Origin of the sequence: Streptococcus sp. CF7_Ac1-8, from assembly GCF_024295435.1 — a bacterium.
In the GTDB taxonomy this organism is placed as follows: Bacteria; Bacillota; Bacilli; order Lactobacillales; family Streptococcaceae; genus Streptococcus; species Streptococcus mitis_AP.
In genome coordinates this window covers 210,761-229,096 of record NZ_JANCPI010000001.1, presented here as the reverse complement: position 1 = coordinate 229,096, position 18,336 = coordinate 210,761, and the positions used below count along the sequence as shown (strand labels likewise).

Here is an 18,336-nt window from a genome sequence, read left to right as displayed (position 1 = left end):
AATAAACCAGAGAAAATCGAAAAATCCGGAATTGTTTACTACTTAACAGAAAAAGCTCTTAAAGACGGTTCTAAACCTGAAACAGGAGACGTAGTAGAAGGAACAACAGAAGTAACCTATGTCTATGAAAAAGCCGGTTCAGTCCTTGTTCATTATGTTGATACAGAAGGCAATCCTCTTCAAGGAACCAATGAAAATCAACAACCAGTGACTCCAACGGTTACGGATACTGATAATGCCAAAGCCGGAACTGACTACGATACAAGAGATCAAAAACCAACAAGCATAACTACAGCAGATGGTAAAGTATATAAACTGGTTCCTCAAAGTACTAAAGGTGATGAAACAGGCAAGGTTGTAGCAGGTCAAACTCTTGAAGTCACTTATGTTTACATTCTGGAAAAAGCCGTACCAGAGCCTAAGCCAGAACCAAAACCAGAGCCTAAGCCAGAACCAAAACCAGAGCCTAAGCCAGAACCAAAACCAGAGCCTAAACCAGAGCCTAAGCCAGAACCAAAACCAGAGCCTAAACCAGAGCCTAAGCCAGAGCCTAAACCAGAGCCTAAGCCAGAACCAAAACCAGAAAATTCAAATAGTATCCAGCCAGAATCAAAGACATCAGAAGAAAAACTACCAAATACTGGTACAGAAAAAGATACTAATGGATCAACTATGGGATTACTAGCTATGGTAACAGGATTGGCATTAGGGTTATTTAAGAAAAAAGAAGAATCAGAATAATCTCAATGTTATGTTATCTATGTAATCATTCAGGGCATCTATTTAATTATTTTCAAATAGATTATTGAGCATGATTTGATTTTTAATAGCTTCTAAATAAAATATTCTATACTACTATATTTGGAATTTTTATAAGAAATTATTTTATATCGAGATTTGATGATACTGATAGAAAATTATTATTTTAAAGTAACTCTATCAGAACTTCAATTTTAAGAGATGAAAAATCTTTTCTCCCTTTTGTGAGGGGAGATTTTTCACTTTTGTCAAATGAAAATAGGGGAGAGAAATATGTCAAGAATTATTACGCTTCATTCTTTTACAGAAATACAGAGATATGGTTTTGAAACTACTCAGTTTTATCGAGCACGTATAGCAAGATATCTAGGAATAGATTATCTCCATCTTCTGACAAATCCTCAAGTTAGACCTGACTGGAAAGCTGATTTAAAAAAACTTGGATTTTTAGAAAAGGAATTAATCTGTGTTCCTCATAGTTTTTCCGATATAGGGCATGATTCCTTATCGGTTAAGCCTGAAACTCTCAATTTATCAGATAGTGATACGCTTGAACTCACTGCAGATGGTTTTGTCTCTTCTCTTACGTTAGGAGATGGCTCAGGTCGTTACTATTATACAAGTGGTCCATTTCTGTTTGAGAGTTTTAAGAAAAAAGAGTTACAGTGGTTTCATAAAAACGGAGACTTAGCGCTCGAGGGACGTTTCATAGACCCATTCATAGAACCTTCTCCTGTTTCTTTATTTTATCCTGAATATATTTTTCGAAAAGATGGAGTTATTTACTCTGAAGAAGATTTACTTATCAAATTTTTGGTTGATATAGCTCAGGATACAGACTTAATTATTCGCGATCAACAAAGTATACCAAAGCCTAGTCTATGGAGATATATGGAAAACACTGGTAAGAATTACTATGAAGTGATTCATTCAAATGTTTTAATGAATATATCACATGCTAATTTAAGGAAAAAGAATAACTATCTAGTTGCAAGTGAATCGCTAACAGAATCATTGCGTCAACTAGATTATAACGCGAGATTTTTAGCTCCCATTTTTACAGAAAAGAAAGGGGAAGTTAAAGATATTGGTCCTATTTTAGACTATTGTTTAGTAGGGCATATGGAGGAAATAAAGAATATTGATCTGGTTATTGAAGTTTTTACGGAATTGTATAAACGCGGCTCAAATGTTCATATTACCTTTTATGGTGGATCGGAAAAAAGATTACAGCAACTTCGGAATCAGTATAACCTTCCACCAATAATTCAATTAAAAGGTATCGTTAACGAAGTGCCTTATCATCTGCACCAATGCTATCTGTCTGCTAGTTATACTGAGTTATTTTCAAATGCCTGTGTAGAAGCTTTGAGCCATGGTTTACTAGCCTTGCTATCAGATGTTGATATTGCTCATCGTTTTTATGCTGGCCAGTCCAATGCCATCAACTTGTTTAAAACTAAATCAGAGTTGATCCAAAAGATAGAAGAGATGGAGCAGACGGGCTATCGCCAGTCAAATGCAGAAAATATCGCCCTAGCGGCTCACTATTCACTAGGGACAGTGGCCCAAAGCTATCGCGAACTACTAGATAGGAACTTCTAGGATGTTGGGAATTCTAGTCACCCTATTGCTCTATTTCTGCTTGATTTCCTTGATTGCCTATTGGAAAAAAGGGAGCGAAGAGGACTATTATCAGGTTAAGAAAGCTGTTCCAGTGACAGTTTTGGCCTTCTCAGTCTTTGCGACCTTGCTCAGTCCCATTTCCTTTCTGACTCTGGTGGGGAATGCCTATACAGGCAGGTCCTATCTCTGGTTTGCCCAATGTGGCATCTTTCTAGCCATTCCACTAGCTCATCGCTATTTTCTGCCCCTCTATCAAAAGGGAAACTATGAGACAGCCTATCATCTTTTAGAGGACAAGTTTCAATCGACTGGCATTCGTTCACTGGCCTCAGGTCTTTTCATCCTCTACCAGTTGGGGCGAATAGCAGTGGTGACCTACTTGTTGTCTCAGGCCTTAGAGCCTTTTATCCTCATCAATCAGCTGGTCTTGTCAGGTTTACTCCTTCTCTTGACGGTCTATTATCTGGCAAGGGGTGGTCTCTTGGTTGTGCTGTGGACGGACTTCTTTCAAGGCTTGGTCCTACTGGCTATATTGGCCCTCTTTCTACCAAGAATTGCCCAATCTGGTTTAGTCGTGAATAGCAGTCAACAGCTATCTCACTTTGCAGAGACGCTGGATGGGAAGACGGTCTTTATCTTAGTTGCAGGAGCAGGTTTTAGTAGCTTGTTTTCCTACGTTTCTTCGCAGGATATCGTCCAACGTTTTAATAGCAAAATGGGGCGTCAGAAGATTGGAAAAATCTTATGGATACAGGGACTTTTGTCCTTTGGGATTGCTAGTTTACTGTATCTGATTGGCTGCTTGATTCGTCAGGAAAATTTTGCTACCACATCGACCAATCCTGTTCTCATTGCTTACGCTCGGGAAGGTCTGGCGCCTTGGTTTGGCAGTTTTATCATGCTGGCTCTCTTGGCAGCAGGCCAATCCACAGTTTCATCCAGTATGAATGCAATCGTGACCTGCTTGAAGTTGGATTTTGCTTGGTCAAAGATTCGCTGGTCGCCAAGTATTCTATCCTTTGTCTTAGCAGGTCTGTCCTGGCTCCTCTGCCTCTTGCTCATGAATGCAGAAATCTACTCCATCTACGAATGGATTAACGGCTTTATGGGCTTGACACTAGGTGTGATAGGTGGTTTGTACCTCTTGGTCTTACTTCTCAAAAGACCGAACTTACAGTTAGCCAAAATCTATCTGGTTTTTAGTCTAGGAGCCTTGGTTCTCTATCATTACAGTGGCCTTTTTGCCAACCCTAATCCCTGGTTAAATAGCATCATCACTACCCTATCTGCCCTGTTTATCTCATTTCTAGGAAGACTATATGAAAACAACATCTAAACCCATAGCCGTCATTTTGATCCGTTCGGGTTCACGCGGCTTAGTGGATAAAAATATCAAACCGCTTGCAGGCAAACCCTTGGTTTTCTATACCATCGAAGTCGCTCTAGCTTCTAAGCTATTTAGTGAAATCTGGATCTCATCAGACTCACTAGCCTATCTAGAACTCTGTCGTCAAGCCTATCCAGAGATTCGTTGTGTCCATAGACCAAAAGAATTGGCCCTATCCACAACCTCTAGTTTAGAAACCTTACGAGACTTTTTACAGCCCTTTGAAGAAGAGCAGGTCTTTGTGAATCTACAGGTGACCTCACCCTTGAGGGAGGTGGAGCATCTTATCGATTCCTACCAGCTCTACTGTCAGTCTGGCGCCGACCATTTGATTTCCTGTGTTAAGGCGGACAAGAGTCGTAGTCTTTTCTTGCAGTTAGCGGAGTCGTCATTTATCCGCCCGCCTCACGTTTCCAAGCACTATGCTCGGCAAAAAGAGCCTGTCTATTACTATCCTAACGGTAGTATCTGGATTTCTCGCAAGGACCGTTACCTACGAGACGAGACCTTTTACACAGATAAGACAGTAGCCTATGAAATGCCCAAACTCTATTCTTATGATATCGACGATGCCTTGGACTTTGAAGTCGTTGAGACCTTGCTGCACCATCACTACCTAGGAGAATCAAAGAAATGAAACACCTCATCATTGCCACAACGCCCTTGCAGGCCAAGATTGCCCAGCATATCAAGAGCCTCTATCCTGATCAGGAATTTGTCAGCCTTTATGTCAGTCCTGTCAAAAATGCCCGTCAGGAGCATTATGCCAAGGATTTTGACCATGCTCACTATCCTCAGACGGCAGAGGACTTGGCTCAGATTTGTCAGGAGCTTGCCGGCGACTATGACACTATCTTTTATGCTAGTTTTGACAATAGCTTGATTCTGGACTTGGTTGCTAGTTCGACCTACCAACACCTCATGAGTTTTGATGATGGCTATGCGGATATTTACCCTTTGGGAATGTATGCCCTCCCTCTTCAACCTATTCAGGTGGGACCTTTGGGCTTGACCAGAGATGACTTGATTGAGCGGACGGAAAAGCACTATACCCTCTATCGCAGTGACTACCATGTCGTAGCTAGAGAAAAGCTTGTTTATCTGGAGCATTTTTTTGACCTGCCACAAGCACCCGTCTCAAATGGTAAGACGGTCAAGGTCCTGTTGGGGCAAAAGTTCTCTGAAGAGGACGATCAGATCTCCATCCGTTTTATCAGTACCTATGCCAAGGCTTTGGCAATTGATCTCTATCTGCCTCATCCAAAGGAAACCTTCACTATTCCAAACGTGACTTACTTGGAGACGGAGCTGATCTTTGAAGATGTTCTAGCCCAACTCTTTCAAGAATACGAGTTCGTTCAGGTCTATCACTTCACCTCGTCTGTCAGCCTCCATTTGAAAGACCTGCCCCATGTGACCATCACAGGCATTTCCCTCCCCTACTATGAGGATCGTCAAAAAGAATTGCGACGCTTAGGTTGTCAGTTTGAAACGATTTCCCTTGGCTGGTAGCTTAAAGTAAATAACTTTTACCCGTTATTCTAATATTTTTCCATTTTAATAGTAGTCGATAAGTTCCCTTTAGTCTCTTGTTTTCTCCCGTTTTAAAGTGACTCAGGGGGCTTTTTTTGATATAATAAAAAGGACTGTTATCAGTTAGAAAGAGGTTGGTATGAAAGAATTACAAACTGTACTAAAGAATCATTTTGCAATCGAATTTGCAGACAAAAACTTATTGGAAACTGCCTTTACTCATACAAGTTATGCCAATGAGCACCGCCTCTTAAAAATTTCACACAATGAACGCTTGGAATTTTTAGGAGACGCTGTTCTACAGTTATTGATTTCAGAATATCTGTATAAAAAATATCCTAAAAAGCCTGAGGGTGACTTGTCTAAACTCCGTGCCATGATTGTCCGAGAGGAGAGTTTGGCTGGTTTTGCGCGTGATTGCCAGTTTGACCAATTTATAAAACTTGGTAAAGGAGAAGAAAAATCTGGTGGTCGCAATCGTGACACCATTCTTGGTGATGCCTTCGAAGCCTTTCTTGGTGCTCTCCTTTTGGACAAGGATGTGGCCAAGGTCAAGGAATTTATCTATCAAGTCATGATTCCTAAGGTTGAAGCAGGTGAGTTTGAGATGATTACAGACTACAAAACTCATCTTCAAGAGTTACTTCAGGTCAATGGCGATGTGGCTATCCGTTATCAGGTTATTTCTGAAACGGGTCCTGCCCATGATAAGGTCTTTGATGTGGAAGTTCTTGTCGAAGGCAAGAGCATTGGTCAAGGTCAAGGTCGTTCTAAGAAATTAGCAGAGCAGGAAGCTGCCAAAAATGCCGTTGAGAAAGGGCTGGATTCATGTATTTAAAGGAAATCGAAATTCAGGGATTCAAGTCTTTTGCTGACAAGACTAAGGTCGTCTTTGACCAAGGTGTGACGGCAGTTGTTGGACCCAATGGATCTGGAAAGTCGAATATTACAGAAAGTCTGCGTTGGGCCTTGGGGGAGTCCAGTGTCAAGAGTCTCCGTGGGGGCAAGATGCCGGATGTCATCTTTGCTGGAACAGAAAGTCGCAAACCGCTCAATTATGCTTCTGTAGTTGTGACTCTGGATAATCATGACGGATTTATCAAGGATGCTGGTCAAGAAATCAGGGTCGAACGTCATATCTATCGTAGCGGAGATAGCGAATACAAGATTGACGGTAAGAAAGTCCGTCTGCGTGATATTCATGACCTTTTCTTGGATACAGGTTTGGGACGAGATTCCTTCTCCATTATTTCCCAAGGGAAGGTTGAGGAGATTTTCAACTCCAAGCCTGAGGAACGTCGTGCCATTTTCGAAGAAGCTGCAGGAGTTTTGAAATACAAGACTCGCAGAAAAGAAACAGAAAGCAAACTGCAGCAAACTCAGGACAATCTAGATCGTTTAGAGGACATTATCTACGAGTTGGATAATCAAATAAAGCCTCTTGAGAAGCAAGCTGAGAATGCCCGAAAGTTTTTAGATTTGGAAGGTCAACGCAAGGCTATTTATTTAGACGTGCTGGTTGCTCAAATCAAGGATAATAAGGCTGAACTAGAGTCGACAGAAGAAGAGTTGGCTCAGGTTCAGGAACTCTTAACTAGCTATTACCAAAAGCGTGAAAAACTAGAGGAAGAAAATCAAACTCTTAAAAAGCAACGCCAAGATTTACAGGCTGAAATGGCCAAAGACCAAGGAAGTTTGATGGACTTGACTAGTCTGATTAGTGATTTAGAGAGAAAATTAGCCCTGTCGAAACTAGAATCTGAGCAAGTAGCCCTGAATCAACAGGAAGCACAAGCCCGTTTGGCTGCTTTAGAGGATAAGAGAAATTCACTCAGCAAAGAAAAATCTGATAAGGAAAGCTCTTTAGCACTTTTAGATGAAAATCTAGTTCAAAATAATCAAAAACTGAATCGATTAGAAGCTGAATTACTAGCTTTTTCAGATGATCCTGATCAGATGATTGAGCTCTTGCGTGAACGCTTTGTAGCTCTTTTACAAGAAGAAGCGGATGTCTCAAACCAACTGACCCGTATTGAGAATGAGTTGGAAAATAGTCGTCAGCTTTCTCAAAAACAAGCAGATCAATTAGAAAAGCTGAAAGAACAGTTAGATACAGCTAAAGAGAAGGCTAGTCATCAAAAAGAAGAGCTTGAAACTGCCAAGGAGCAGGTTCAGAAATTACTGGCCGACTATCAAATCTGTGCCAAGGAGCAAGAGGAGCAGAAAACTTCCTATCAAGCTCAACAAAGTCAACTTTTTGACCGTCTGGATAGTCTCAAAAACAAGCAAGCTAGAGCCCAAAGTTTGGAAAATATCCTGAGAAATCATAGTAACTTTTATGCAGGTGTTAAGAGTGTTCTCCAAGAAAAAGACCGCCTTGGTGGGATTATTGGAGCAGTTAGTGAGCACCTGGCCTTTGATGTGCATTATCAAACTGCTCTAGAGATTGCGCTAGGAGCCAGCAGTCAGCATATCATCGTAGAAGATGAAGAGGCGGCAACCAAGGCGATTGATTTCCTCAAACGAAATAGAGCTGGTCGTGCAACCTTCCTTCCTTTAACGACTATCAAGGCGCGTACGATTTCTAGTCAGAATCAAGATGCTATTGCTGCAAGTCCAGGATTTCTGGGTATGGCAGATGAGTTGGTGACATTCGATACTAGACTGGAAGCTATTTTCAAGAACTTGCTAGCTACGACGGCTATTTTTGATACCGTAGAACATGCGCGTGCAGCTGCTCGCCAGGTTCGTTATCAGGTTCGTATGGTGACATTGGACGGTACAGAGTTGCGCACAGGTGGTTCCTATGCGGGTGGTGCTAATCGCCAGAATAACAGCATTTTTATCAAGCCAGAACTGGAGCAATTACAAAAAGAAATTGCTGAAGAAGAAGCAAGTTTTCGTTCAGAAGAAGCGTCTTTGAAGACCTTGCAAGATGAGATGGCTAGATTGACAGAAAGATTAGAAGAAATCAAATCTCAAGGAGAGCAGGCTCGTATTCAGGAGCAGGGCTTGGCCCTCGCTTATCAGCAGACCAGTCAGCAAGTTGAAGAACTAGAAACTCTTTGGAAACTTCAAGAAGAGGAATTAGATCGTCTTTCTGACGGAGATTGGCAAGCAGATAAGGAAAAATGCCAAGCACGCCTTGCTACCATTGCCAATGAAAAGCAAAATCTGGAAGCTGAGATTGAAGAGATTAAGTCTAACAAAAATGCCATCCAAGAACGTTATCAGAACTTGCAAGAAGAGCTAGCGCAAGCTCGCTTACTTAAGACAGAACTGCAAGGGCAAAAACGTTACGAAGTTGCTGATATTGAACGCTTAGGTAAGGAACTAAGTAATCTTGATCTTGAGCAAGAAGAAATCCAGCGCCTTCTTCAAGAAAAGGTTGACAATCTTGAGAAAGTTGATACGGATTTGCTCAGTCAACAGGCCGAAGAAGCCAAAATGCAGAAAACAAACCTCCAACAAGGTCTGATTCGCAAGCAGTTTGAGTTGGATGATATTGAAGGTCAACTGGATGATATTGCAAGTCATTTGGATCAGGCTCGCCAGCAGAATGAGGAGTGGATTCGCAAGCAAACACGTGCTGAAGCTAAGAAAGAGAAGGTCAGCGAGCGCTTGCGCTATTTACAAAGTCAATTAACAGACCAGTATCAGATTAGCTATACTGAAGCACTAGAAAAGGCACATGAATTGGAAAACCTCAATCTGGCAGAGCAAGAGGTTAAGGATTTAGAGAAGGCTATTCGCTCACTGGGACCTGTCAACTTGGAAGCTATTGACCAGTACGAAGAAGTGCACAACCGTCTGGACTTTCTAAATAGTCAGCGAGATGATATTTTGTCAGCGAAAAATTTGCTCCTTGAAACCATTACAGAGATGAATGATGAGGTTAAGGAACGCTTTAAAACCACTTTTGAAGCTATTCGTGAGTCTTTCAAAGTGACCTTTAAGCAGATGTTTGGCGGAGGTCAGGCGGACCTGATTTTGACTGAGGGAGACCTGCTGACAGCTGGGGTTGAGATTTCTGTTCAACCTCCAGGTAAGAAAATCCAGTCGCTTAACCTTATGAGTGGTGGTGAAAAAGCCCTGTCAGCTCTAGCTTTGCTTTTCTCTATCATTCGAGTTAAGACTATCCCATTTGTCATCTTGGATGAGGTAGAGGCTGCACTAGATGAAGCTAATGTTAAGCGTTTTGGGGATTACCTCAACCGCTTTGACAAGGACAGCCAGTTTATCGTTGTGACCCACCGTAAGGGAACCATGGCAGCGGCTGATTCTATCTATGGAGTGACTATGCAAGAATCAGGTGTCTCAAAAATTGTTTCGGTGAAGTTAAAAGATTTAGAAAGTATTGAAGGATGACAATTAAACTAGTAGCAACGGATATGGACGGAACCTTCCTAGATGGGAATGGGCGTTTTGATATGGATCGTCTCAAGTCTCTCTTAGCTTCCTATAAGGAAAAAGGGATTTACTTTGCGGTAGCTTCAGGGCGCGGATTTCTGTCTCTAGAAAAATTATTTGCTGATGTTCGTGATGACATTATTTTCATCGCGGAAAATGGCAGTTTAGTAGAGTATCAAGGTCAGGACTTGTATGAAGCGACTATGTCTCGTGACTTTTATCTATCAACTTTTGAAAAGCTGAAAACGTCACCTTATGTAGATATCAATAAACTGCTCTTGACGGGAAAAAAGGGAGCTTATGTTCTAGATACGGTTGATGAGACCTATTTAAAAGTGAGTCAGCACTATAATGAAAATATTCAAAAAGTAGCGAGTTTAGAAGCTATCACAGATGATATTTTCAAATTTACAACCAACTTCACAGAAGAAACGCTAGAAGCTGGGGAAGCTTGGGTAAACGAAAATGTCCCTGGTGTTAAGGCCATGACAACTGGCTTTGAATCCATTGATATTGTTCTGGACTATGTCGATAAGGGTGTGGCCATTGTTGAATTAGCTAAAAAACTTGGTATCACAATGGATCAGGTTCTGGCTTTTGGAGACAATCTAAATGACTTGCATATGATGCAGGTTGTGGGATATCCTGTAGCTCCTGAAAATGCACGACCAGAAATTTTAGAATTAGCAGAGACTGTGATTGGTCACCATAAAGACCAGTCGGTTATAGCTTATATGGAGGGCTTATAATGGCAGATATAAAATTGATTGCATTGGACTTGGACGGGACCTTGCTGACTACTGATAAAAAGCTGACGGATCGTACCAAGGCAACCTTGAAAGCTGCGCGTGATCGTGGTATTAAAGTTGTATTGACAACTGGTCGTCCCTTAAAAGCTATGGATTTCTTTCTCCATGAGTTGGGGACTGACGGTCATGAAGATGAGTATACCATTACCTTTAATGGTGGTTTGGTTCAGAAAAATACAGGTGAAATCCTTGATAAAACAGTCTTTTCATATGATGATGTGGCACGCTTGTATGAAGAAACAGAGAAATTGTCACTGCCTCTTGACGCCATCTCAGAAGGAACTGTTTATCAAATCCAATCGGACCAAGAAAGTCTTTATGCCAAATTCAATCCAGCTTTAACTTTTGTACCAGTTGACTTTGAAGACCTGTCTAGTCAAATGACCTACAATAAATGCGTGACTGCCTTTGCTCAAGAACCCTTGGATGCAGCCATTCAAAAGATTTCACCAGAATTGTTTGACCAATATGAAATCTTTAAATCACGTGAAATGTTGCTAGAGTGGTCACCAAAGAATGTACACAAAGCAACCGGTTTGGCTAAACTAATCAGTCATCTTGGAATTGACCAAAGCCAAGTGATGGCCTGTGGTGATGAAGCCAATGACCTTTCTATGATTGAATGGGCAGGGCTCGGTGTTGCCATGCAAAACGCTGTTCCTGAAGTCAAGGCAGTCGCAAATGTGGTGACCCCAATGACCAATGATGAGGAAGCTGTCGCCTGGGCTATCGAAGAATATGTGCTAAAGGAGAACTAAGATATGGGATTGTTTGACCGTCTATTCGGAAAAAAAGAAGAACCTAAAATCGAAGAAGTTGTAAAAGAAGCTCTGGAAAATCTTGATTTGTCTGAAGATGTTGAGCCAGCCTTAACAGAAGCTGAGGAACTTCCTCATGAAGAAGCAGAAGTTGAAAGTTCTGAAGAAGCTCTGCTCCAAGAAGAGGAAAATCAAGACACAGTTGAAGAAAGTCTGGATTCAGAACCAACTGTAGAAGTTTCTCAAGAAGAAATAGAAGAATTTCCAAACTCAGAAGAAGTCACAGAGGAAGAGAATACGGAGCTCCTAGAGACTGTAGAAGAAAATAATTCTGAAGTTCTTGAAGCAGAAACGACTCAAGTAGAAGAGACTGTTCAGGAAAAATATGACCGCAGTCTCAAGAAAACTCGTACAGGATTTGGTGCTCGTTTGAATGCCTTCTTTGCCAATTTCCGCTCTGTTGATGAAGAATTTTTCGAGGAACTGGAAGAACTGCTAATTATGAGTGATGTTGGTGTCCAGGTCGCTTCTAACTTAACAGAGGAGCTACGCTACGAAGCCAAGCTTGAAAACGCCAAGAAACCTGACGCACTTCGCCGTGTCATCATTGAGAAATTGGTTGAGCTTTATGAAAAGGATGGCAACTACGATGAAAGAATCCACTTCCAAGATGGCTTGACAGTCATGCTCTTTGTCGGGGTCAATGGTGTTGGGAAAACAACTTCTATCGGGAAACTAGCCCACCGCTACAAACAAGCTGGCAAGAAAGTCATGTTGGTTGCGGCAGATACCTTCCGTGCAGGGGCAGTAGCCCAGCTAGCAGAATGGGGCCGTCGTGTAGATGTTCCAGTAGTAACTGGAGCTGAAAAAGCTGACCCAGCCAGTGTGGTCTTTGATGGCATGGAACGTGCCGTATCTGAAGGTATCGATATTCTCATGATCGATACTGCAGGTCGTCTGCAAAATAAGGATAACCTTATGGCCGAGCTAGAAAAGATTGGTCGTATCATCAAACGTGTTGTGCCAGAAGCTCCGCATGAAACCTTCTTGGCACTTGATGCATCAACAGGTCAAAACGCTCTTGTACAGGCCAAAGAATTTTCAAAAATAACGCCATTAACTGGAATTGTCTTGACTAAGATTGATGGAACTGCTCGAGGTGGTGTTGTTTTAGCCATCCGTGAAGAACTCAATATTCCTGTAAAATTGATTGGTTTTGGTGAAAAAATCGATGATATTGGAGAGTTTAACTCAGAAAACTTTATGAAGGGTCTCTTAGAAGGCTTAATCTAATCAGAAGCAAAAATCCTGCAAGGCACAAACTTGCAGGATTTTTTTTATTCTAAACGACCATCTTGACGATAAGCGATATCTGGTTGCCAAGTCCATTTAGCACCGAATTTTTCAAGTAAGTCAAAGCTTGCTTGAGGTCCCATGCTTCCAGCTTTATAGTCATGAAGTGGGGCACCATTTTCAGCCCAGAGTTCTTCGATACGGTCAATCAATTTCCATGATGCACCAACCTCATCCCAGTGGCTAAAGTTAGTTGAGTTGTTATTTAAGACATCATAGATTAATTTCTCGTATGGTTCTGGGGAAGCACCAGTTGCAGTCGCATCTGTACGGTAATCAAGTGAGTTAGGAGCCAAGTTAAATTCTTCTCCTACTTGCTTCCCATTTAGGCTAAGAGAGAAGCCTTCTGTTGGTTGGATATAGATGGTCAAAATGTTTGGAGCAAGTGGTTCTCCAAAGATAGAATCCATTTGTTTAAAGACGATGTTGACATGAGTTCCTTTTTCAGTCAGACGTTTACCAGTACGGAAGAAGAAAGGAACGCCACGGAATCGATCGCTGTTTACAAAGAAGGCACCAGATGCAAAGGTTTCAGTTGTTGATTCTGGATTTACATTTGGCTCGCTACGATAAGAGATATATTTCATGCCATCAATCTTACCAGAGCGGTATTGACCACGGATAAAGTATTCTTTAAGTTCTTCATCAGTTGGGTGATAGAGGTTTTTAAAGACCTTAATCTTCTCAGCACGAATCTCGTCTTTTGTGAAGCTTGCTGGCTTGTCCATGGCAAGGAGAGAAAGCAGTTGTAGTGTATGGTTTTGTACCATGTCGCGGAGGGCACCAGATTGGTCATAGTAGCCACCACGTTCTTCTACACCCAAGCGCTCTGCAAAAGTAATTTGAACATTGTCGATAAAATCCTTGTTCCAAACATTTTCAAAAATCAAGTTTGCAAAGCGAACTGCAAAGATACTTTGGATCATTTCCTTACCAAGATAATGGTCAATACGGAAAATTTGTTCTTCGTCAAATGTTGCTAGGAGCTCGTCATTCAACTTGCTTGCAGTTGCGTAATCTGTACCAAATGGTTTTTCAACGATTAAGCGCTCAAAACCTTTACCATCCACAATGTTTTCAGACTTGAGGTGTTTTGCGATAGTTCCAAAGAATTGAGGCGCCATAGACAAGAAGAAGAGCTTGTTGTGTTCAGCTTGATACTTGTCATTTAGTTCAGCCTGCAATTGACGCAAAGCAATGTAGTGTTCTGTATCATTGACATCGTGACTTTGATAGTAGAAGTGGCTAGCGAACTCTTGAGCCTGTTCGGTACTATCTGCCAAATCAAGGATCGATTCGACTACAACAGATTCAAAATATTCCTTGCTCCAAGGACGACGAGCAGTTCCAATGACTGCAAAGTGCTCGGAAAGATTGCCGGATTTATATAGTCTAAAAAGGGAAGGGTAGAGCTTGCGTTTAGCCAGGTCTCCACTCGCACCGAAAATTGTAACAATAACCTTAGATGACATCTAGCTACCTAATTTCTATTTTATTCCTAGTCTTGCTAGGTATGAGGAAACCTCATTTCATAAACTTAATTCTAACATAATTTTCCTAAAAATCAAAAAATCCAATACGAGATAGAAAAAAACTGCAAGGAAATCCTTACAGTTTGCGTTTAGACGTTTAATACCTTGTCCAAGAACTCTTTCAGACGTGGGTGTTGTGGGTTGTCAAAAATTTGATCAGGTGTTCCGTCTTCAAGGAATTCGCCATCTGCAGTAAAGATAACTCGGTTAGCAACTTGACGGGCAAATCCCATCTCATGGGTTACGATAATCATGGTCATACCTTGCTCAGCCAATTCCTTCATAACGTTTAGTACGTCTCCAACCATCTCAGGGTCAAGGGCAGAAGTTGGTTCATCAAAGAGCATGATGTCTGGATTCATTGCTAGTCCACGAGCGATGGCCACACGTTGTTTTTGACCACCTGATAGGCTATCTGGGTTAGCATTAGCTTTATCTGCTAGCCCAACCTTGTCAAGCAACTCCATTCCCAATTTCTCAGCTTCTTCCTTAGTCATCAACTTGTGCTCGATAGGAGCAAAAGTAATGTTGTCCAATACAGACATATGAGGGAAGAGGTTAAAGTGTTGGAACACCATTCCGATATTTTCACGAACGTGGTCAACGTTGGTTGTTTTTTCAGTTAAGTCATAGCCGTTCACAGTGATGTGACCGCTCGTAACTTCTTCTAGAAGATTAAGGCTACGGAGGAAGGTCGACTTACCAGATCCTGAAGGACCGATGATACAAACAACATCTCCTTCATAGAATTTAGTTGTGATTCCTTTTAGAACCTCATTTTTTCCATAGTGCTTGTGTAAATCATTTACATCAATTTTTAATTTTGCCATTAACGAATCCTCTTTTCTAAGCGTTTCGCTAGTCTAGTCAAAAGTGTGATAATTACAAGATAGAAGATAGCAAGGATTGCATACATCTTGAAACTTTGGTAGTTACGGGCGATGATAATCTTACCAGTTTGGAAGAGTTCAACCAAACCGATAGCAGATACGATGGTTGTATCTTTAAGAGCGATAACGAATTGGTTAACAAAGTTTGGCAACATCAATTTAGTCGCTTGTGGCAAGATAATCTTACGCATGGTTTTTCCATAAGAGATACCCAAGCTTCGGCTGGCTTCCATTTGGCCAACCGGAACGGCCTGAATACCACCACGAACGATTTCAGCGATATAAGCAGCAGCATTGAGTGATAGGGCAATGGTACCAGCTACAAAGTCGTTAATTGGACTTTGTTGGCCTGTGATGGACTCGATGAAGTTTGGAATTCCCCAGAAGATGAAGGCTGCAAGAATCATCAAAGGAATACCACGGATAACGTCAACGAAAATCTCAGAGATCACACGAAGAGATTTGTAGGGGCTAACGCTAAACATACCGAAGATAATCCCGATAACAATAGCAATAGCAAATGAGATAAGAGCTAGAGCAAGAGTGATACCAAGTCCGCTAAGGAGCTGTTTGTAGTTATTTTGAAGCAAGCCCCAGATAGTTGTTTCGTCAACAGTGCTTGTTGAAGTAGTTGAAGATTCGCTAGCTAGGTATTTGTCAAGAATCTTTTGGAATTCACCGTTTGCTTTAAGGTTTGCAAGTCCGTTGTTGAACATTTCAATCAATTCTGGATTTGCTCCTTTTTTAACGGCAAAGGCTGTTTCACCGATTGGAGTTCCAGCGATTGGAGTTTTCAATTTTTGACCTTGGCTGATAGAATATTTGAGAACAGGCTCATCATCCATAACGGCATCAATGGCACCAGTGTTTAAACTGTCATACATTGAAGAACCATCAGCGAAGGTTTTGATTTTGTAACCGTATTTGCTTTGATTTTCTGTTAGGAAGGTTTGAGAAGCGGTTCCGTTTTTAACACCGACTGTCTTCCCTTTCAAATCTTCATAAGAAGCAATGGTACTTGATTCTTTGACACCAAGGATAGTATTAGCAGTGTAGTAGGATTCTGAGAAGTCAAAAGTTGCCTTACGAGCATCTGTAACAGACATACCAGCAATGATACCATCAGCTTGTCCAGCTTGAACAGCACTGATAGCGGCATCGAAACCAGGGTTGGTGATTTCAACTTCAAAACCTTGGTCTTTAGCGATTGCCTTAATCAAGTCCATATCAATACCAGTAAATTGGTTACTTGAGTTTTGGAACACAAAAGGTGCAAAAGAAGAATCACTGGCAATGATGTATTTAGCTTTAACAGGAGTTGCTTTTAGACCTGCTGCAGTCGTTGTAGTTGGCACTGCTGAAGAAGATGATGCAGTCCATTTCTTGATGATTTTATCAAGACTTCCATCTTTTTTCATTTCAGCCAAGGCTTGGTTAAATTCAGTCACCAGGTGCTCGTATTTACTTCCTTTTTTCACACCAAAAGCAAAACTTCCTACAGCTTCACCATCCATTTCAATATGGAGGTCTTGACCTTGGTTAATGGCATACTCGATAACAGGTTTGTCATCCATCATAGCATCGATAGCACCAGCAGTCAAGCTGTTGTTCATCAAATCACCAGTGTCAAATGTTTTAATAGTAAAACCGTATTTATCTTTGATTGTTTCAAGAAAACGTTGAGCAGCAGTTCCGTTTTTAACACCAACGGTTTTGCCAGTTAATTGGTCGTACTTGCTAATCTTGTGTGCCTTTGTAGTTGCAATGACAACTTTTGTATCATAGTAAGTATCAGACATGGTGAAGACTTTTTCACGTTCTTTAGTCTTTGTCATCCCTGCCATGATAGCGTCAGCTTGACCAGCTTGAACCGCATTTACCGCTGCATCAAATCCAGGATAGGACATCTGAATATTCCATCCTTTAATCTCAGCGACTTTGTTGATAATGTCAACATCAATTCCTTTATAAGTTTGATCTGAATCTTTAAACTCAAAAGGTGCATAGGCGGTATCAGACACAATCTTAATCGTCTCTGCTTTTGCAATACCTAATGAGAAAATTGGGAATAAAATTAGCAAAAATGCTAGAAATTTTTTCTTCATTTTTAGTCTCCTTTTCCGAATATTTTCCCATTATATCAGAAAAAACAAAAAAATGCAAATCTAGGGACTTTTATGTTAGAAGATATAACATAAAAGCTATTTATTTCTTTCTTGAACTGCTACCACAAAGTGCTATAATAATAGTATATAGTAGAAGAAAAGAGGACAGGGATATGAAGAACAAAAGAATTTTTAAAGACTTCCAAACTTCTAAAATGAGTTTAAACATTTACACAAGCCCCTTGTTAGCCTTTGCTTTTGTCTTCATAGGGGAATTTGTGGCTTATACTCTTTATGGTATTAGTTTCTTAGCTCTCATCGGACTTGCTAGAAATTTTGGAGAGGCTGGTCAAAATCTTGCAACCTACTTGCAGACCTTGCATCAGAGCTTGATGGATAAAACAAGTGACTTTCATTTAATTTTAGATTTACTGGCCTTTGGTTTTATACTCAACACTGTGTTCAGATGGACTAGAAAAGTTGAGAAAAGACCTATTCGAACTTTGGGATTTTATAGAGAGAATTTCCTCAGCAATCTCCTTAAAGGATTTGGCTTAGGTTTGGCACTTTTTCTTCTGACCTTGTTAGGTTTAGTAGCCTTGGGGCAATATCGTTTGGAATCCATTCACTTAAATCTTTACTCGCTTGTCTTTGTCATTTTTACCATTCCATTTTGGATTTTACAGGGGACAACAGAAGAAGTGGTGGCCCGTGCTTGGCTCCTTCCTCAATTGGCTTCAAGAACCAATTTAAAACTTGCTGTTCTTATATCTAGCCTATTCTTTGCTTTGCTCCATGCTGGGAATTCTGGTCTTACACCTTTATCTCTAGTGAATCTCTTTTTATTCGGAGTTGCTATGTCACTTTACCTCCTCAAAACAGATACAGTTTGGGGTGTTGCAGGTATTCATGGCGCCTGGAATTTTGCTCAGGGAAATCTTTTTGGGATTTTAGTTAGTGGTCAACCATCAGGAACGTCATTGATGACCTTTTTACCACAAGGCAATCAAGGCTGGCTATCAGGAGGATTTTTTGGGATTGAAGGTTCTATCATGACAAGTTTAGTCTTGTTACTTTTGATTGTCTATCTCGCTTACCAATTAAAGAAAGAAAATGAAAGGATGTGACTTCGGTCCGTCCTTTTCTTCGTGAAAATGCTATAAGTATGCTAAAA

At 41.0% G+C, this 18,336-nt stretch carries 14 protein-coding genes; 11 read left to right on the top strand and 3 right to left on the bottom strand.

Annotated features, from left to right (window positions below; all coding sequences use genetic code 11):
* The 10 genes from NMM26_RS01025 to ftsY all read left to right on the top strand — a co-directional run.
* Nucleotides 1-741, top strand: a 741-nt coding sequence (locus NMM26_RS01025) for an LPXTG cell wall anchor domain-containing protein (protein ID WP_254754165.1), incomplete at its 5' end; no start/stop codon positions are given.
* A gap of 291 nt (nt 742-1,032) precedes the next feature.
* Nucleotides 1,033-2,364: a glycosyltransferase gene (locus NMM26_RS01020; RefSeq protein WP_049551233.1), complete on the top strand. Its 1,332-nt coding sequence runs from the start codon at nt 1,033-1,035 to the stop codon at nt 2,362-2,364.
* A 1-nt stretch (nt 2,365) separates the two neighbouring features.
* Nucleotides 2,366-3,721 (top strand): sodium:solute symporter, encoded by a 1,356-nt coding sequence (locus NMM26_RS01015; protein ID WP_084862132.1) that lies wholly within the window; start codon nt 2,366-2,368, stop codon nt 3,719-3,721.
* Complete coding sequence (locus tag NMM26_RS01010) at nt 3,705-4,409, top strand: acylneuraminate cytidylyltransferase family protein (protein ID WP_254754166.1); 705 nt, start codon at nt 3,705-3,707, stop codon at nt 4,407-4,409. The genes NMM26_RS01015 and NMM26_RS01010 overlap by 17 nt, the downstream gene beginning before the upstream one ends.
* Complete coding sequence (locus tag NMM26_RS01005) at nt 4,406-5,284, top strand: glycosyltransferase family 52 (protein WP_254754167.1); 879 nt, start codon at nt 4,406-4,408, stop codon at nt 5,282-5,284. Before NMM26_RS01010 ends, NMM26_RS01005 begins: the two co-directional genes overlap by 4 nt.
* A gap of 160 nt (nt 5,285-5,444) precedes the next feature.
* Nucleotides 5,445-6,143, top strand: coding sequence for a ribonuclease III (gene rnc, locus NMM26_RS01000; protein ID WP_000661487.1), 699 nt, complete (start codon nt 5,445-5,447; stop codon nt 6,141-6,143).
* Entirely contained in the window at nt 6,134-9,673 is a 3,540-nt protein-coding gene (gene smc, locus NMM26_RS00995) for a chromosome segregation protein SMC (RefSeq protein ID WP_254754168.1), read from the top strand. The genes rnc and smc overlap by 10 nt, the downstream gene beginning before the upstream one ends.
* Complete coding sequence (locus NMM26_RS00990; RefSeq protein ID WP_254754169.1) at nt 9,670-10,464, top strand: Cof-type HAD-IIB family hydrolase; 795 nt, start codon at nt 9,670-9,672, stop codon at nt 10,462-10,464. Before smc ends, NMM26_RS00990 begins: the two co-directional genes overlap by 4 nt.
* Nucleotides 10,464-11,282 (top strand): Cof-type HAD-IIB family hydrolase, encoded by an 819-nt coding sequence (locus NMM26_RS00985; protein WP_000763411.1) that lies wholly within the window; start codon nt 10,464-10,466, stop codon nt 11,280-11,282. The genes NMM26_RS00990 and NMM26_RS00985 overlap by 1 nt, the downstream gene beginning before the upstream one ends.
* Nucleotides 11,283-11,285: 3 nt before the next feature.
* The gene (gene ftsY, locus NMM26_RS00980; RefSeq protein WP_000522340.1) at nt 11,286-12,575 is read left to right on the top strand and encodes a signal recognition particle-docking protein FtsY; all 1,290 of its coding nucleotides are present in this window, start codon (nt 11,286-11,288) and stop codon (nt 12,573-12,575) included.
* A gap of 44 nt (nt 12,576-12,619) precedes the next feature.
* Here ftsY and zwf read toward each other — a convergent pair whose 3' ends face one another.
* The 3 genes from zwf to NMM26_RS00965 all read right to left on the bottom strand — a co-directional run bounded on the left by zwf (nt 12,620) and on the right by NMM26_RS00965 (nt 17,162).
* On the bottom strand, nt 12,620-14,107 hold the full coding sequence (zwf, locus tag NMM26_RS00975; RefSeq protein ID WP_024057956.1) for a glucose-6-phosphate dehydrogenase: 1,488 nt from the start codon (nt 14,105-14,107) through the stop codon (nt 12,620-12,622).
* A 149-nt stretch (nt 14,108-14,256) separates the two neighbouring features.
* Nucleotides 14,257-14,997 carry an amino acid ABC transporter ATP-binding protein gene (locus tag NMM26_RS00970; RefSeq protein ID WP_001096315.1) on the bottom strand — a complete coding sequence of 247 codons (741 nt, stop codon included), beginning with the start codon at nt 14,995-14,997 and terminating at the stop codon, nt 14,257-14,259.
* Nucleotides 14,997-17,162, bottom strand: a complete 2,166-nt coding sequence (locus NMM26_RS00965; RefSeq protein WP_237446823.1) for an ABC transporter substrate-binding protein/permease — start codon at nt 17,160-17,162, stop codon at nt 14,997-14,999. The genes NMM26_RS00970 and NMM26_RS00965 overlap by 1 nt, the downstream gene beginning before the upstream one ends.
* A 173-nt stretch (nt 17,163-17,335) precedes the next feature.
* Here NMM26_RS00965 and NMM26_RS00960 point away from each other — a divergent pair, with 173 nt between their 5' ends.
* Nucleotides 17,336-18,289, top strand: coding sequence for a CPBP family intramembrane glutamic endopeptidase (locus NMM26_RS00960; protein ID WP_254754170.1), 954 nt, complete (start codon nt 17,336-17,338; stop codon nt 18,287-18,289).
* The last annotated feature ends 47 nt before the right edge of the window (nt 18,290-18,336 follow it).

What these genes read in the sequence shown, in the direction of transcription:
- NMM26_RS01020 (WP_049551233.1), top strand. Translation starts at nt 1,033, where the DNA reads ATGTCAAGAATTATTACGCTTCATTCTTTTACAGAAATACAGAGATAT.
- NMM26_RS01015 (WP_084862132.1), top strand. Translation starts at nt 2,366, where the DNA reads ATGTTGGGAATTCTAGTCACCCTATTGCTCTATTTCTGCTTGATTTCC.
- NMM26_RS01010 (WP_254754166.1), top strand. Translation starts at nt 3,705, where the DNA reads ATGAAAACAACATCTAAACCCATAGCCGTCATTTTGATCCGTTCGGGT.
- NMM26_RS01005 (WP_254754167.1), top strand. Translation starts at nt 4,406, where the DNA reads ATGAAACACCTCATCATTGCCACAACGCCCTTGCAGGCCAAGATTGCC.
- rnc (WP_000661487.1), top strand. Translation starts at nt 5,445, where the DNA reads ATGAAAGAATTACAAACTGTACTAAAGAATCATTTTGCAATCGAATTT.
- smc (WP_254754168.1), top strand. Translation starts at nt 6,134, where the DNA reads ATGTATTTAAAGGAAATCGAAATTCAGGGATTCAAGTCTTTTGCTGAC.
- NMM26_RS00990 (WP_254754169.1), top strand. Translation starts at nt 9,670, where the DNA reads ATGACAATTAAACTAGTAGCAACGGATATGGACGGAACCTTCCTAGAT.
- NMM26_RS00985 (WP_000763411.1), top strand. Translation starts at nt 10,464, where the DNA reads ATGGCAGATATAAAATTGATTGCATTGGACTTGGACGGGACCTTGCTG.
- ftsY (WP_000522340.1), top strand. Translation starts at nt 11,286, where the DNA reads ATGGGATTGTTTGACCGTCTATTCGGAAAAAAAGAAGAACCTAAAATC.
- zwf (WP_024057956.1), bottom strand. Translation starts at nt 14,107, where the DNA reads ATGTCATCTAAGGTTATTGTTACAATTTTCGGTGCGAGTGGAGACCTG.
- NMM26_RS00970 (WP_001096315.1), bottom strand. Translation starts at nt 14,997, where the DNA reads ATGGCAAAATTAAAAATTGATGTAAATGATTTACACAAGCACTATGGA.
- NMM26_RS00965 (WP_237446823.1), bottom strand. Translation starts at nt 17,162, where the DNA reads ATGAAGAAAAAATTTCTAGCATTTTTGCTAATTTTATTCCCAATTTTC.
- NMM26_RS00960 (WP_254754170.1), top strand. Translation starts at nt 17,336, where the DNA reads ATGAAGAACAAAAGAATTTTTAAAGACTTCCAAACTTCTAAAATGAGT.